This window comes from Acinetobacter sp. YH12233, assembly GCF_013417725.1.
Classification (GTDB): Bacteria; Pseudomonadota; Gammaproteobacteria; order Pseudomonadales; family Moraxellaceae; genus Acinetobacter.
Genome location: NZ_VPDK01000031.1, coordinates 1 through 15,095 on the forward strand (window position 1 = coordinate 1; position 15,095 = coordinate 15,095).

Here is a 15,095-nt window from a genome sequence, read left to right on the forward strand (position 1 = left end):
AATGGAAAAATCTAAAAGGTATGTTTTACCGAAAAAAAGAAGTAGAAACTACCCACGAGTTGTGAAAGGGAAACCACAGAAATACCCAAAAAAATGCCAGTCAATCTCTTAACTGACTGGCATTACCTTAAAGGGGCTTTTTTTTATAGCTGAAATAGGAAATATAAAAATAGCAGGCAAAAAAATACCCAGCCTTTGGGGGAAGAACTGGGATGAAATCGGGGGTATTTCTCAGTTATTATTATAGTTATTCAAAGATATCTCATCTTCTTGCTGGTCATTATAGGGAGCACCTTCCACAAAATCATGTGGTTTCTTGTAGCTGAATGTTGTGTTTTGTGAGAGCAATGTATACAGAATTTACAATTGATTATTTTGATACAAATCTGATTGCTTTTCAGTAAGATAATGGCTGCTTAAATTTAAAAAACACGGTAGGAAAATGACAGGTTTTGAGCCTGTTTTTTAGGTCAATAATTTTCGATTTCATGAAAGTTAAAATAGTTTTTAGAGTGCTTTTAAGAGAAATAGAGTATCTGAAATAGAGTATCTATAGAAAAAGAATATCCGAGGAGTCTCTTGTCAGGTATTTAACTCATGATCTGATGAAGAAGTAATTTTCAAATTAAAAAGGGAATTCTTTTTATAGGTTACTTTTTTATAGCATTCGAAGTGATACCTTTCGCTTAATTTACGTAAGAGAAAAGCTTGAGCTTAGATAAAAAAATTTCCATGTAAGGAGTTTTTTTATTCTATGAACTTATAGCTGCTTGTCTTGTGTAAAAAACAAAAAGAGTAGGGCTTTAAACTAAAAGGGGAATCTTTCATAGATTTCCTTTTTGACAAGTAAAATTATGCGCTTCGCTTGTCTTGCAGAAAAATAAGGCAGTGTCTTAGCTTTTTCACTTGAAGCATAGCTTCTTATCTTGCACAAGGGCAGAGCAGTGCTCTTTCCCATAAAAAGAGCCTCAAAAGAGACTCTTTTTAAATGCTTGCCTACGCGGACTTCGTCCTTGTCTTGCGTAAAAAAGAAAAGCAGTGCTTTCTTTTTTTACTCAGGCTTTAGACCTTCAGCTTTTTCCAATGATTCATCATTGTTAAAGAACTTCTCGCGTTGCTCTTCAAGGAACTTTTTCGCATCCGGTTCAAACACGTTTAAACGCTTTTCATTGATCAGCGTGGTCTGGTGTTTCAGCCATTCTTGCCAAGCCTGTTTAGATATCGTATCAAACAGTTCCTGACCCTTTGCACCCGGGAATGGTGCAAAGTCTAAACCTTCCATTTCTTGTTGATACTTACGGCAAAAAACTTGTCGAGACATATCAATACTCCAATTTAAAGCGAAAGCAATTAAGCGTAAAGTTTCTCTAGGCGAGCATGCGCACGTTCGATCGCAGCTTCAACCTGTGCAGGTGCAGTACCACCGATGTGATTACGTGCATTCACAGATGCTTCTAAGGTCAGGGCTTTTTCGAATACATCTGCCTGAATCAGATCAGAGAACTGTTGCAGTTGCTCAAGTGTCAGTTCAGACAGGTCTTTACCTTCCTGTACACCCAGAGCTACCGCTTTACCCACAATTTCGTGTGCATCACGGAATGCTACGCCATTTTTTACCAGATAATCTGCCAGGTCAGTGGCCGTTGAGAAGCCACGAAGTGCTGCTTCACGCATAATTTCGATGTTTGGTACAAGCGCAGGAATCATATCCGCAAATGCCATTAATGAACCACGGACGGTATCGATCGCATCAAATAATGGTTCTTTGTCTTCCTGGTTATCTTTGTTGTAAGCAAGCGGTTGACCTTTCATTAGGGTCAACAAGCTCATCAGATCACCATATACACGGCCAGTTTTACCACGGATCAGTTCAGGTACATCCGGGTTTTTCTTCTGCGGCATAATAGATGAACCAGTACAGAAACGGTCTGGAATATTTACGAACTTGAACTGAGCCGATGTCCATAGGATCATTTCTTCAGACATACGTGACAGGTGCATCATAATTAAAGATGCCGCAGCATTGAATTCAATACCGAAATCACGGTCAGAAACAGCATCAAGTGAGTTTTCAGCAACAGCTTCAAAACCTAGAAGCTCAGCGGTATAAGCACGGTCAATCGGGTAAGTCGTACCTGCCAGAGCAGCAGAACCGAGTGGCATACGGTTAACACGTTTACGGCAATCAATCAGACGCTCAGAGTCACGTACCAGCATTTCAAACCAAGCCATTAAGTGATGACCAAAAGTCACTGGCTGTGCAGTTTGCAGATGGGTAAAACCTGGCATGATGGTATTGGTATTTTTCGCTGCCAGACCCAGGATGCCTTTTTGCAATTTTTTCAGTAATTCCAGGATGGCATCAATTTCATCACGGACATACAGACGGATATCTGTGGCAACCTGGTCATTACGGCTACGGCCCGTATGCAATTTTTTACCGGTGATGCCGATACGCTGAGTCAGGCGCGACTCAATGTTCATATGCACATCTTCAAGGTCAATGCGCCATTCGAAGTTACCTGCTTCAATATCTGCTTTAATGGCAGTCAGACCTTCGATAATGTCATCACGTTCCTGTTCGGTCAGTACGCCAACTTTTGCCAGCATGGTTGCATGTGCAATCGAGCCTGCAATGTCTTGTTTATAAAAACGTTGGTCAAATTGAACAGATGCTGTAAATTCAGCAACAAAAGCATCAGTCGCTTCAGAGAAACGACCGCCCCACATACCCGAAGTCTGGGCTTGTGATGGATTTGAGGAATTAGAAGATGTGGTCATGTCGGCTCAATCAGATTAAAAGCAGTAGAACGAAAAAGAGTATAACAAATTCAAAGCCCGTTGCCGAAGTCCAAGTCGATCAATCTTTTACATCTCCGACTAGATCAGTGCAAAGCTCCTATTTTTTTAGCCAGATCGGCAAGCTGCACTATTTGCTGGAAATGTTTATTGGCGGCAATGTGCTGGCCATGGTCTTAGCCTTGGCAAAAGCACAGTCCTGGCAGGCGCTTAATCTGGCAGATCTACTTCAATATATGCTGTATATCAACTGGGTATTGTTATGTTTTGCAGCGTTAGTCGAGCTTTTTCATCAGCATTTTCAGCGCATGGGGATTAAGCTGGCATTAATCTGCGGATTTCTGCTATTACAGGCGATTGTTTTGGTGACTACGACCAGTCTGAATGTGCTGACTTATTTTGGCAGTAATTTGAATTTTCAAGGATTGAGTCTAGCAGTCGTGATGAATCAGGTCGGTCTACATCTGAGTTTTGGTATCCTGTTAGGCATGTTCTGTTTTCGCTATCTGTATTTGCGTGAACAATGGGCACAGCAGCAGCACAGTGAATTAAATGCACGGATTCAGGCCATGCAAGCCAGGATTCATCCGCATTTTCTATTTAATAGTTTGAATAGCGTGATCAGCCTGATCAGTATTGACCCGGACAAAGCCGAACAAATGTTGCTGAATTTGTCCCGTTTATTTCGGGCCAGTTTTCAGGAATTGAAACTGGTCAAGTTGCAGGAAGAAATTGAACTCTGCCAGCGCTATCTGGAGATTGAACAGATTCGTCTGGGAGAGCGTTTACAGGTCGAATGGAAATTAGAAAACAAAGACTTATACTCACAAGTCCAAATTCCATTATTGACTTTACAACCCCTAGTGGAAAATAGTATTTTCCATGGAGTTGAAAAAATTTTGACAAAGAGTACCATAAGCATATTGATTGAAATCTTGCAAAATCAAATTAATATCATCATAACAAACCCCTATACGCAGGATAATAAAACATTAAAAAAGGGACATGGTATTGCAATTGAAAATGTCAGACAGCGTCTGGAAGCTTATTACGGACCTACGATGACGTTTCAAACTTTCGCCGGTGGAGGGGTGTTTACCACGGTTGTGCAATATCGCTATAAATAAAAAGAAATCAAGGAAATCACAGTTAACTTATAATCAAATGAATAATGTTGACTGGATTAAGGAGGAGAAATGGACGTCCTGATTTGTGACGATGAGCCTTTGGCTGTCGAGCGACTATCACGTTTAGTCTCTCAACTGGGGCATGATGTGGTTGCAACAGCTACGCATGGTCGTCAAGCAATTGATCTGGCTCACCAGCATGAACCTGATGTCATCTTATTAGATATTCAAATGCCTGAAATGGATGGTTTGACCTGTGCGCAGCATTTGCGTCAGCTCGACCCGATGCCGGCTATTGTCTTTTGTACGGCCTATGACCAACACGCGCTGGATGCATTCAAGTCTAATGCAGACGGCTACCTGCTTAAACCGGTGATGCAACAGGAATTGGCACAGGTTTTAGAGCATCTAATTAAACTTACCCAAGCTCAAATGAGCCAACTAAAACAAAAAGAAAATATGGAAGAAATCAATATCAGCCGCCATCAAATTGCGGCAAAGACCTATCGCGGGGTCGAATTGGTGCCAGTTGAAAATATCTATTATTTTCTGGCGGATCAAAAATATGTGACCGTACGCCATAAAAACGGCAGTGTCCTGATTGATGAAACCCTGAAGGAGTTGGAACAGGAGTTTGGACATCAGTTCATCAGGATTCACCGTAATGCACTGGTTTCGGTTCACTATCTGGAAGGCTTGGAAGTGGTGAGTTCCGGCCAGTATCAGGTGCGTTGTCGTGAACTGGAAGAGCGTCTGGCGGTCAGCCGGCGTCATTTGCCATTCTTGCGGGAACGGATTCAGAAACTCTAAACGGATCAATGAGTTCGTCTGGACCAGTATTGAAACTTGTATAAATTCGCTTGCATTTTCAAGTGAGCAGGTTAAGTTTAGACTATTGTTCTCATTGACTGTTTATTGAAATTTATGAAGACCCTAAAAATTGCTACTCGACAAAGTCCACTTGCGCTCTGGCAGGCGGAACATATCCGTGCACGCTTACAGGACCTGCATGCTGGACTTCAGGTCGAGTTAGTCACTTTTGTTACACAGGGTGATAAAATTCTTGATACGCCATTGGCTAAAATTGGCGGTAAGGGCTTATTTGTAAAAGAATTAGAAGCAGCCTTACTAGATGGTCGTGCTGATCTGGCAGTCCATTCAATGAAAGATGTGCCAATGGCTTTGCCTGAAGGCTTATCTTTGGCAGTCATCTGTGAACGTGAAGATCCACTGGATGCTTTTGTCTCAAATACTTATGCCAGTTTTGACGAATTGCCTCAAGGTGCCAAAGTTGGAACTTCCAGCTTGCGCCGTAAAACCCAGATTTTAAAACAGCGTCCGGACCTTGAGATTATCGATTTACGCGGTAATGTTGGTACACGCTTATCCAAACTGGATGCAGGTCAGTATGATGCAATCATCCTGGCCAGTGCCGGTTTAAAACGCTTGGGCCTTGCAGATCGTATTCGTCATAGTATTGTGCCTGAAGTAAGTTTACCCGCAGTAGGACAGGGTGCACTGGGCCTGGAATGCCGGAGTGGAGATCAAGCGGTATTAGATTTAATCCAGTCTCTGTTACATGTAGAAACTGATGCCTGTGTCCGTGCCGAACGTGCCTTTAATGCCTATCTGGAAGGTGGCTGTCAGGTGCCAATCGCAGGCTATGCCACTTTAAATGAAGGTGTCATTTCGATTGAAGGCCGGGTCGGTAGCGTAGATGGCGCAACTTTGCTACGCGCACAGCAAAGTGGAACCATGGCAGATGCAGAGCAATTGGGCGTGCAGCTGGCCAAAGATCTACTAGATCAGGGTGCAGGCGAGTTACTGAAAGCCCTTTATTCAAAATAATGTTGTTCATTAATACCCGTCCGAGTGATCGTGCTGCAAATTTAACGCAAGCTCTACAGACAGCGCAAATTCCGGTGATAGAGTTGCCCTTGCTAGAACTGGTACAGCAGCCTTATACGGATGAGCTAGCCAGTTTATTTAGGCAGCTACCCCAAGCAAAACTGATTGTCGTAGTGAGTCCGACCGCTGCCCAAATTGGCATGCAATATTTGCAGCAGGCAGGCCTATCATTGCATGATCTTGGAAGTGTCCAGTGGGTCGCTGTGGGTAAAGCTACCGAGCGGGCTTTAGCAAGCTACGGTATCCAGAGTTATGTGCCTGATGTGGAGACTTCGGAAGGGATGCTGCAATTGCCTATGCTACAGCAATTAGCTACCGGATCAACTGTCGCCTTTTGGCGAGGTGAAGGTGGGCGTCAATTTATGATGCAGCATTTAAAGGATCAGCAAATTCATATATTGAATTTCATTTTATATGATCGTCAGTGTCCGCCAGTGACTTCCGAGATATTAGTTAAACATTTGACGAGCCTTGAAGCTAATCCCCGTTATGCAGTCTTGGTCAGCAGTGAAGCGAGCTGGCTTAACTGGCTAGCCTTGATGCAGCCGTATCCGCATCTCATTAATCGGGCATTGTATTTGGTTTTGGGGCCGCGTTTGGCTGCCATGCTTGGGGAATATCAACAGCAACATCAGGCTGGTTTTCAATTCGCTCAGTTAGAGGACTTAAGCGGATCGACGATTTTGCAGCAGCTACTGATGTACTAGGAAACGCATGAAAAAATTATTTATTGTTTTTTTCATCTTGAGCTTGGCGTGGATTGCCAAGCTGAGCTATGACCTGTTTGGCTTAAATTCAGCACAGACTGAATTGACCCAGAATTTGAAGCAACTGCAACAGCAGAATGCCAATCTGAATGATCAGATGGTGGCCTTAAAACGTCAAGTTGCTACGGGCCAAGCGTTAAGCCCTGAAACACCGAACAAGGGGACAGTTCAGGATACTCCTAGGGCTGATTTGCAGGATGATCTGCCTTTGGTCGAGCAATATCTGGATCTGGTTGAGTTTGCCTTGCAGCAGCAACAATATGCAATGGCTATGGAAAAGTTGAATCAATTATCCAATCAGCTTGAACATCTAGAACTGGCACCTGCTCTTCTGGGTAGCCTGAATCAGGCGATTGACAAGGATCGGGAAGTCCTTAAGCAGTTCATCAACAATCGTTTAGTACAACAGAATAAATTAAAAGAATTACTGCAACAGATTGATATTGAGATGGAAAAGGAAATCCAGGTGCAGCATCAGCACCGCGCTACAGCCCAAAGCTCATTTTGGCAGCGCTGGATTCAGATTGAATCAGTCGAGAAACCGAGTGCAGTCTTAATGCAGCGTAATCTGGTCTTAAAAGAAGCTCAGCTGCGTTTACTGATTGCAGAAAATAGTGTGCAGCAAGGACAGCAGGTAGCTTTCCAGCAAGCCCTGAAAAGTGTGATCGAGGTATTGGCTCAACTTCCGGATGCGCAAAGCAAACAATGGATTCAACGACTGGAGCAAATTAAGGCAGCACCTCAAACGCCTACTCCTCAGCTCAATACGCGTACCCTGATCGGTTAATTGCTTATGAAACAGATTTTACTTGCTTATTTACTGGTTGGTTTGCTGGGCTTAGCGATCTTGAGCGTACTGAGCTATGGTTATGGTGCGGGCTATGTCTATCTGTATTGGCGCGGACTACAAATCCAGACCACTTTCTGGTTCCTGGTGGGCTTGCTTATCGTAATCAGCTTTCTGATGCATATGCTGTGGTATGCGACCAAGCGTTATCTCAGCTTTAAACAGCGTAAACATGAAACGGTATTCAGCTTTGCCCGCTTGCATCCTTATGAGCAGTTAGCCGTAGTTTGGTTATTAAATGCTGCACAAGATCAACGGGATTTTATCCAGCAGTCTTTTAATCAGTCGGGATTGCTCAAGTATATTATTGATGCCCGATTATCCTGGGGACAGCAACAATATAGCGAAGCATTAAGTAGTTTAAATCAGTCCAATCCCATGGCATTTGAACTGGCAGAATTACAGCGGATTGAAATCTATTTATCGCAGCAGGATGGTCAGCAGGCATTAACTCACCTAGAATTTTTAAATCAACATGAGTTATCTCCCTGGTTAAGACGAGTCAAAACCGCTTATGAGCAGCGTTTAAATGCTTTATGGGGGCAATTTGCCTTACAGTTTCCCTGGTTATATTTACGTTCAACCAAATATGGGCATTTAGACCAAGAAGTAAAAAAAATATGGCTGCAGCAATTATTAATAGCTTATGATCAAGCTACTGAAGATGATTTGGAATATTTAAAACAACGTTATCTGGATTTAAAACAGGGCATATTTAATCGTGACTATGAAGTCAAGCTATTATGGTTGAAACTATTATTTAGAATGCCGGAAATGAGCGTTGAGCATGAAAGCCTTGCTAAACATTTACTGGAACTCCAATTTAATCAGGATGTATTTTATTTATGGTTCCAGCAGCAGTTATTAAAGCAGTTTCCAGATTATGCAGATATTGAGCAGCAGATCTCAGTTTGGGATGCAAAATATACTGCACTGCCAATATTAAGTTTTGCCAAATGGCATATTCTACAGGCGACTGGCCGGGTAGAAGAAGCTCAGCAATTGCTGGATCTCTATCCAGATGACATCCGCATGAGCTATTTGAGAATTAAATCTGTATTGCAGGGAAGAGAGGATTTAATACAGCAGTTAAATGCCGTATTTGAATCGAATGTTCATTTTATTGAAATCAGAATTTGAGGAAATAATGTCAGAATTACAACAATATCCGGTGATTTATTCGCAAACTGTTGCATGGGGAGACATGGATGCGTTTGGGCATGTTAATAATGCCATGTATTACCGTTATATAGAAAGTGCCCGTTTGGCTTATTTGGGTAAATTAAATATTTTTGATGAAGATATTTTAACAGTAGTGGCTTCAAATCAATGCCGTTATTTAAAACCTGTAGTTTATCCAGATCAATTAAAAGTGGCGGCACGAATTGATGAAATTCGGAATAGTGCAGTCAGAATGCATTATTTATTATGGAGTGAACAGCAGCAAAGTATCGTGGCCACTTCAGAAGCAGTCATTGTATGTTTAAATAAAAATATGCAGAAAACTGAAATACCTGAACATATTCGAGAAAAAATAAAATCGCTAGAATTAACTGTACAACATGAAATTTAATATTAGAGTTTTTATCTCTGATTTAATGATTAATTTTGTAATGGCCCTTAAGTTTATTGTTATACATTTAAAATTTTATATTGAATATTACACTTAATATAAATATGATGGGTTCGTTATTTATTAAAAGAAATAATGCTATTTATTGGAGAACATGATGCCAGACATTACAAATTTATCAGTTGAAGAGTTAAAACGTTTACAAGCAGAAGCTGAGTCTTTAATTGCTTTGAAAAAAGATCAGGAAATTGAAGATGCTTATCATCAGGTATTGGATATTGCCGACAAAGTAGGCTTAACGATTGAACAGCTTCTTGAATTTGGTGCTTCTAAACGTAAAAAAACTGCACGTAAGTCTGTAGAGCCACGTTATCGCAGTAAAAGCAATCCGGAAGACACCTGGACTGGTCGCGGTAAACAGCCACGCTGGTTAGTTGCTGAATTAGAGAAAGGCGCAAAACTGGAAGATTTCGTGATCTAATCCTTCTGCCGCATTATTCATCATCAGGCTGTTATGCATACGGCCTGTGATTGATCAGCCAAGCACATCCTGCTTGGTTTTTTTATGCCTATGAATTGGCGTCAGAGAAAAAGTGTGCATAATGTGATTATAAAATGACAAAACTATAAATTTAGGGGTTTCGATTGGATAGGTTGGTCGTGGCGGGATGAGCAATAAGCCGAAAACATTAAAATGGTTGATATTTGCAATTCTAGCCTTTTTTGTCTTTGTAATTCTGCAAGTTCCTGCAGCTTGGTTAATTTCAAAATTTTATAAGAATAATCAGGTCTTACATAATGTAAGCGGGAATATCTGGCAGGGAAGTGCGGACTGGAAAAAAGGTAATCTTCGGGGAAGTCTGAACTGGCAGGTTCGTCCTTTGGACCTGTTGTTGCTGAGATTAGGGGCAAATATTGATCTGCATAGCGGTAATACCCAGCTTTCGGGTGTGATGGGCTATGGTCTGAATAAAACTTTAACCGTCAAAAATCTTGAGGGACAGCTTGCACCTGAAACTTTAAAGAAGATTGCTGACTGGCAGTGGCCTACCAACCCGATTCAGTTTAAAGAACTCGATTTTAAATATAAAAAAGAGCAAGGCTTTAGTCATGTAGACGGTCAGATGCAATGGAGCGGTGGTGAACTGATTTACACGTTTGCTCAGCGTCAGGAGCGCATGAATGTACCGGTTCTGAGTGGTCAGTTATCCGATGAGAATGGGCAGCTGCTGCTGGATGTACGTGACAATCGTGATCAACGTATGTTGAATATTAAACTGGATCCAACCTTAATGCTGGATATTCAGCTGACACAACGCTTTTTACTTAATGCTCCTTCTTATACCGGTAAAGCTGGGCTGGATACTTATGTGATTAGTACCCGTCAGCCTTTGATGGGGGGCTTTAACTAATGGCAAGCCCACTCGATTATTTTAAAAACATTGATCTGAAACAGACAGAGCGTATTGCTCCAATTTTACTGTTTCTGCTGATTCTGTATCTATGCTGGAAATTGGCTGCTTTATTCTGGCTTCTGGTGGCTCCACCACAAGCGATGCAGATTGATCAGGTAGAACTGGGATCACAACAGGCTCAAGTGCCGAACATTAGTGCCTTTTCACTATTTCAGGAAAATACTTACGCAACGAATACTGCTGAAACTGCCAATATTGTCTTGCAGGGAGTTGTGGTGGCGAGCCCAAGCTATAACTCTTCAGCAGTCTTGAAAATTAATGACCAGTCTGACCGTTATCGGGTCGGAGAGGTATTAGGGAATAGCGGTTTTACGCTGGCTGAAGTGTATTGGGATCGGGTGATTTTGCGTAAATCAAGCGGTGCTACCCAAGAAATCCTGTTTAAAGGACTGGAAAATGGTTTAAACCAGCCAATCGTGCCAGATACCTCAACATCTTCAAATTCAATACCTCCGATACATACGGAAAGTGGTATGCCTGAACAACCTTCACCACAGAGTGAAATCAATCGGGCCATCCAGCAGATGCAGGAAAATAAGGACCAGTACTTACAGAATATGGGGGTAAGTGCAGCAGATGGTGGTTATGAAGTCACTTCACGGACACCGGCTGCACTACGTAATCGCTTGGGATTAAGACCGGGAGACCGGATTTTGTCTTTGAATGGTCAGACCCTGTCACAGGGACAAACCGAAGCACAATTACTGGAACAGGCTCGACGTGACGGTCAGGTCAAACTCGAAATAAAACGTGGTGATCAGGTGATGACCATACAACAGGATTTGAAGTGATGTGTCATCACGCATAGGGTTAGGAAACACAAAAGTTTATGGCTTTATTTAATAATAATCGATCAGCATGGGCATTCTGTGTGGCCGCACCATTGGTTGCTATGGTCAGTACGGCAAGTTATGCGCAAACCTGGAAAATCAATCTCCGGGATGCAGACTTAACCGCCTTCATTAATGAAGTGGCGGATATTACCGGTAAAAATTTTGCGGTAGATCCTCGGGTTCGAGGTAATGTCACGGTCATTTCCAACAAGCCACTGAATAAAAACGAAGTTTATGACCTGTTTTTAGGGGTCTTGAATGTCAATGGTGTAGTGGCCATTCCTTCAGGAAATACCATCAAGCTGGTACCAGACAGCAATGTTAAAAGCTCCGGGATTCCCTATGATGCTCGTCATCGTGCGACTGGTGACCAGATTGTCACTCGCGTGATCTGGCTGGAAAATACCAATCCGAATGACCTGATTCCAGCCCTGCGTCCGTTGATGCCACAGTTTGCCCATTTGGCTGCCGTTCCAGGTACCAATGCACTGATTGTGTCGGACCGAGCCACTAATATCTATCAGCTGGAAACCATCATCCGTAATCTGGATGGCACGGGCCAGAATGATATTGAAGCCATTAGCCTGCAATCCAGTCAGGCCGAAGAAATGATCGAGCTGATTGATTCAATGGCAGCGACAGGTGCAGCTAAAGATCTGCGTGGTTCACGGGTACGGGTCATGGCAGATGTGCGTACCAACCGTATTCTGATTAAAGGGGATCCAGCGACACGCAAACGCATTCGTCAGATTATTGAAACACTGGATGTGCCTGCAGCAGACCGTCTGGGGGGCTTAAAAGTCTTCCGTTTGAAATATGCCAGTGCCAAGAATCTTTCGGAAATTTTGCAGGGGTTAGTGACAGGGCAGGCAGTCAATACTGGTTTGGATAATTCTTCTTCCAGCTCGTCTTCATATAATTCGACTAATAACCTGAATACCAACAGTACTACTAACTCAAACAGCTCAACCGCATCCAATATTCAGCTCAATACTGGCATGAAAACCGAGCAAGGCGGGATTAGCAGCTTTAATGCCAATGGCGTCAGCATCATTGCAGATGCCACACAAAATTCATTGGTGGTCAAGGCTGACCCGCAACTGATGCGTGAAATCGAATCTGCCATTGGTCAGTTAGATGTACGCCGTCAACAGGTTCTGATTGAAGCTGCAATTATTGAAGTAGAAGGGACAGATGCAGATCAGCTGGGTGTGCAATGGGCCTTAGGTGATATTAGCAGCGGAATTGGTCTGATCAATTTTGATAATTTTGGCACCAGTCTGAAAAATATTGCAGCAGGTTATCTGACTGGCGGTGGTGCAGGTGCGGCGAGTACTGTCGGTGCAGGCAGTTCACTGGTGATTGGTGATTACCGTGAAGGCAGTGATGGTTCACGCCGTTTATACGGCGCGATGATTCAGGCCTTAAAAGAAATGACCAAGTCTAACCTGTTATCTACGCCGTCGATTGTGACCATGGACAATGAAGAGGCTTACATCGTTGTCGGTGAAAACGTACCCTTTGTGACGGGTTCTGTTGCAACTGGAGGCTCAGGTGTTGCCAATCCTTATACCACCATTGAGCGTAAAGATGTCGGCGTAACTTTAAAAGTCGTACCGCACATTGGTGAAGATGGTACGGTACGTCTGGAAGTTGAGCAGGAAGTCTCAGATGTAAAAGCCAATAAAGGCCAAGCGCAAGATCTGGTCACCAGCAAACGTGCGATTAAAACCTCGATTCTGGCAGAACATGGGCAAACGATCGTATTAGGTGGCTTGATTTCGGACAATACCAGTTATGGACGTCAGGCTGTTCCAGGTCTGGGAGCGATTCCGGGTATAGGGCGCTTATTCCGCGCTGAAGGTAAGTCTAATCAGAAACGTAACTTATTGATCTTTATCCATCCAACGATTGTGGGGGATAAAAATGAAGTACGTAAACTGGCCCAACAACGTTATGGTCAACTCTATAGCCTGCAATTGGCACTCGATTCAGACGGTAATTTTGCCAAGCTACCGGAAAGTGTTGAAGATGTGTATCAACAGCGTATTCCAGTTTCCAAGACACCACTGACGAATTCGACCTACCAGAATGTCCCAAGTGCCCCAGCACCAACGCCGTCAGCTACAGCAGTAGCTACACCGGCAGCAATTGAGCCGGGGATTCAGCGACAAGTGGTACAGCAGCCAGTCCAGCAGGTTGAAAAAAGTAGAAATACCGTTACAACAACCACACTTAGACCAAAAAACTAGACCATTCGCATTTGCATACGGCATGTTATGATAATGTCAAAGAGAATAGAGAAGTAGATTTCATGACTTGGAAAATACAGGCAATTACCGATGATTTGACCGGACAGGAAATAGCGATTGACCGTGACATGCTTGTGGGGCGTCACCAGGCGGCTGATATTGTGCTGCAGGCTGCGGAAATCTCGCGTAAACATGCTGCTTTTCTGCTGAAAGACGATGCACTGTGGTTACAGGATCTAGGCTCATCTAATGGCACTTTTGTGAATGACTTGCGTATTGAGCAGGAAACGCGATTAAAACAAGACGATGTAGTCCAGTTTGCCAGCTTGAAATTCCTGGTTCTTGAACCTGTAGCGCCTGTTGAAGTGGCGCCAGAAGTTGAAGAAACAGCAGAGCAAGTGGTTGAAGAGATCGAAACGGTCGAGAAAACTCCTGCCCAGCAGATGAATGAGCAGGGCATTCCAGAATTGAGAGAGCGTGATGCTTCAGTCAACTTGACCCGTGATGGTATGCCGACCAATGTTGGTATTCCAAAACCTGCGCCTATTGCTGAAGGGGTAGACCTGAGCTCGGTTAAGCCAGAACCCGCACCAATTCCGGTGGAACAGCCTGTTTCTCGTGTAGAGCAGGAAAAAGAAGCACAGAAAAATGCATCTATTGGACTGATTTCACTAATCGTTCTGATTATTTTGGCGATTATCGCTTGGGTGTTGTTTAAATAAGCCCATGATTGGTTACAATCGAGGCATGCATCACGCATGCCTTTTTTATGGCTGCAAATAAAGAAAATGAGGGGCAGGATGTCAATTGCACAATTGGAACAACGTAAGCTGATTTTATTCGATCTGGATGGTACCTTGGTGGATTCAGCCCATGATCTGTATCGAGCCATGAATATGAGCCTGAATGTCTTGCAGCTACCCCTGGTGACTGAGGAGCAGGTACGGGTGTGGATCGGTAAAGGAACGTCCAAGTTCTGTGAAAGCGTACTCCAGCATTTGGTGGGAGAAGTATTACCTGCCCAGCATCAGGAATTACTTGCGACGTTCCTGGAAATTTATAATGCCGATCCTTGTGTAGATACCAAGCCATTTGACGGAATTATCGAGTTTCTGGAATGGGGTAAGGCTAACGATAAAAAACTGATCTGTGTGACCAATAAACCAGAAGAACCGGCACGCAGTATTCTGGATATTCTGGAAATGGCGCAATACTTTGATGACACGATTGGTGGTGATCGCTTTACCGAGCGTAAGCCAGATCCGCGTCAGTTGTTGCATTGTGTAGAACATTATGGCGTGACCAAAGATCAGATACTGATGATTGGTGATTCGGTCAATGACATTGAAGCTGCACGCCGTGCGGGTATAGATTGTATTGTAGTCAGCTATGGCTATAATCATGGTGAAAATATAGCAGACTGTGATCCTCAAGAAATTGTCGATGATCTACGTGAGTTACTTGCTTAAATAGGGTACGAAGGAAATAAGATGAATAGTTGTAAGGTTTTTCGA

General features: G+C 43.1%; 15 protein-coding genes. 13 read left to right on the forward strand and 2 right to left on the reverse strand.

All coding sequences use genetic code 11. From position 1 onward, the window contains the following. Positions 1-1,051: 1,051 nt before the first annotated feature. Together FTV12_RS12365 and argH are read right to left on the reverse strand one after the other, a co-directional pair. Positions 1,052-1,321, reverse strand: a complete 270-nt coding sequence (locus FTV12_RS12365) for an oxidative damage protection protein (protein WP_005232563.1) — start codon at positions 1,319-1,321, stop codon at positions 1,052-1,054. A 29-nt stretch (positions 1,322-1,350) separates the two neighbouring features. Continuing rightward, complete coding sequence (gene argH, locus FTV12_RS12370) at positions 1,351-2,781, reverse strand: argininosuccinate lyase (protein ID WP_051065353.1); 1,431 nt, start codon at positions 2,779-2,781, stop codon at positions 1,351-1,353. On the opposite strand from argH, the gene FTV12_RS12375 reads away from it, so the two are divergent. The 13 genes from FTV12_RS12375 (at position 2,772) to gph (ending at position 15,050) form a co-directional block, all read left to right on the forward strand. Next, positions 2,772-3,926, forward strand: coding sequence for a sensor histidine kinase (locus FTV12_RS12375; RefSeq protein ID WP_180034153.1), 1,155 nt, complete (start codon positions 2,772-2,774; stop codon positions 3,924-3,926). The two genes, argH and FTV12_RS12375, sit on opposite strands and share 10 nt — an antisense overlap. Positions 3,927-3,995: 69 nt before the next feature. Further along, positions 3,996-4,736 carry a LytTR family DNA-binding domain-containing protein gene (locus FTV12_RS12380; RefSeq protein WP_005232557.1) on the forward strand — a complete coding sequence of 247 codons (741 nt, stop codon included), beginning with the start codon at positions 3,996-3,998 and terminating at the stop codon, positions 4,734-4,736. Positions 4,737-4,850: 114 nt separating this feature from the next. Continuing rightward, a complete protein-coding gene (gene hemC, locus FTV12_RS12385; RefSeq protein WP_180034154.1) occupies positions 4,851-5,774 on the forward strand; it encodes a hydroxymethylbilane synthase in 924 nt (307 codons plus the stop codon). After that, positions 5,774-6,541, forward strand: a complete 768-nt coding sequence (locus FTV12_RS12390) for a uroporphyrinogen-III synthase (RefSeq protein WP_180034155.1) — start codon at positions 5,774-5,776, stop codon at positions 6,539-6,541. The genes hemC and FTV12_RS12390 overlap by 1 nt, the downstream gene beginning before the upstream one ends. Positions 6,542-6,548: 7 nt before the next feature. Continuing rightward, the gene (locus tag FTV12_RS12395) at positions 6,549-7,388 is read left to right on the forward strand and encodes a hypothetical protein (RefSeq protein WP_180034156.1); all 840 of its coding nucleotides are present in this window, start codon (positions 6,549-6,551) and stop codon (positions 7,386-7,388) included. A gap of 6 nt (positions 7,389-7,394) precedes the next feature. Further along, positions 7,395-8,588 (forward strand): heme biosynthesis protein HemY, encoded by a 1,194-nt coding sequence (locus FTV12_RS12400; protein ID WP_180034157.1) that lies wholly within the window; start codon positions 7,395-7,397, stop codon positions 8,586-8,588. Positions 8,589-8,595: 7 nt separating this feature from the next. Further along, positions 8,596-9,021: a thioesterase family protein gene (locus tag FTV12_RS12405; RefSeq protein ID WP_004781650.1), complete on the forward strand. Its 426-nt coding sequence runs from the start codon at positions 8,596-8,598 to the stop codon at positions 9,019-9,021. 154 nt (positions 9,022-9,175) lie between these two features. Further along, entirely contained in the window at positions 9,176-9,502 is a 327-nt protein-coding gene (locus tag FTV12_RS12410) for an H-NS family nucleoid-associated regulatory protein (protein ID WP_079281036.1), read from the forward strand. Positions 9,503-9,689: 187 nt separating this feature from the next. Continuing rightward, positions 9,690-10,433, forward strand: a complete 744-nt coding sequence (gene gspN, locus FTV12_RS12415) for a type II secretion system protein N (RefSeq protein ID WP_180034158.1) — start codon at positions 9,690-9,692, stop codon at positions 10,431-10,433. Then, positions 10,433-11,287: a type II secretion system protein N gene (locus tag FTV12_RS12420; RefSeq protein ID WP_180034159.1), complete on the forward strand. Its 855-nt coding sequence runs from the start codon at positions 10,433-10,435 to the stop codon at positions 11,285-11,287. The genes gspN and FTV12_RS12420 overlap by 1 nt, the downstream gene beginning before the upstream one ends. Positions 11,288-11,325: 38 nt before the next feature. Continuing rightward, a complete protein-coding gene (gspD, locus tag FTV12_RS12425) occupies positions 11,326-13,581 on the forward strand; it encodes a type II secretion system secretin GspD (protein WP_180034160.1) in 2,256 nt (751 codons plus the stop codon). A gap of 62 nt (positions 13,582-13,643) precedes the next feature. After that, positions 13,644-14,303 carry an FHA domain-containing protein gene (locus FTV12_RS12430; RefSeq protein WP_180034161.1) on the forward strand — a complete coding sequence of 220 codons (660 nt, stop codon included), beginning with the start codon at positions 13,644-13,646 and terminating at the stop codon, positions 14,301-14,303. Between the two features lie 78 nt (positions 14,304-14,381). After that, positions 14,382-15,050, forward strand: coding sequence for a phosphoglycolate phosphatase (gene gph, locus FTV12_RS12435; RefSeq protein WP_180034162.1), 669 nt, complete (start codon positions 14,382-14,384; stop codon positions 15,048-15,050). Positions 15,051-15,095 lie beyond the last annotated feature (45 nt).

What these genes read in the sequence shown, in the direction of transcription:
- hemC (WP_180034154.1), top strand. Translation starts at nt 4,851, where the DNA reads ATGAAGACCCTAAAAATTGCTACTCGACAAAGTCCACTTGCGCTCTGG.
- FTV12_RS12375 (WP_180034153.1), top strand. Translation starts at nt 2,772, where the DNA reads ATGTGGTCATGTCGGCTCAATCAGATTAAAAGCAGTAGAACGAAAAAG.
- gspN (WP_180034158.1), top strand. Translation starts at nt 9,690, where the DNA reads ATGAGCAATAAGCCGAAAACATTAAAATGGTTGATATTTGCAATTCTA.
- FTV12_RS12410 (WP_079281036.1), top strand. Translation starts at nt 9,176, where the DNA reads ATGATGCCAGACATTACAAATTTATCAGTTGAAGAGTTAAAACGTTTA.
- FTV12_RS12420 (WP_180034159.1), top strand. Translation starts at nt 10,433, where the DNA reads ATGGCAAGCCCACTCGATTATTTTAAAAACATTGATCTGAAACAGACA.
- gph (WP_180034162.1), top strand. Translation starts at nt 14,382, where the DNA reads ATGTCAATTGCACAATTGGAACAACGTAAGCTGATTTTATTCGATCTG.
- FTV12_RS12395 (WP_180034156.1), top strand. Translation starts at nt 6,549, where the DNA reads ATGAAAAAATTATTTATTGTTTTTTTCATCTTGAGCTTGGCGTGGATT.
- FTV12_RS12405 (WP_004781650.1), top strand. Translation starts at nt 8,596, where the DNA reads ATGTCAGAATTACAACAATATCCGGTGATTTATTCGCAAACTGTTGCA.
- gspD (WP_180034160.1), top strand. Translation starts at nt 11,326, where the DNA reads ATGGCTTTATTTAATAATAATCGATCAGCATGGGCATTCTGTGTGGCC.
- FTV12_RS12380 (WP_005232557.1), top strand. Translation starts at nt 3,996, where the DNA reads ATGGACGTCCTGATTTGTGACGATGAGCCTTTGGCTGTCGAGCGACTA.
- argH (WP_051065353.1), bottom strand. Translation starts at nt 2,781, where the DNA reads ATGACCACATCTTCTAATTCCTCAAATCCATCACAAGCCCAGACTTCG.
- FTV12_RS12400 (WP_180034157.1), top strand. Translation starts at nt 7,395, where the DNA reads ATGAAACAGATTTTACTTGCTTATTTACTGGTTGGTTTGCTGGGCTTA.
- FTV12_RS12430 (WP_180034161.1), top strand. Translation starts at nt 13,644, where the DNA reads ATGACTTGGAAAATACAGGCAATTACCGATGATTTGACCGGACAGGAA.
- FTV12_RS12365 (WP_005232563.1), bottom strand. Translation starts at nt 1,321, where the DNA reads ATGTCTCGACAAGTTTTTTGCCGTAAGTATCAACAAGAAATGGAAGGT.
- FTV12_RS12390 (WP_180034155.1), top strand. Translation starts at nt 5,774, where the DNA reads ATGTTGTTCATTAATACCCGTCCGAGTGATCGTGCTGCAAATTTAACG.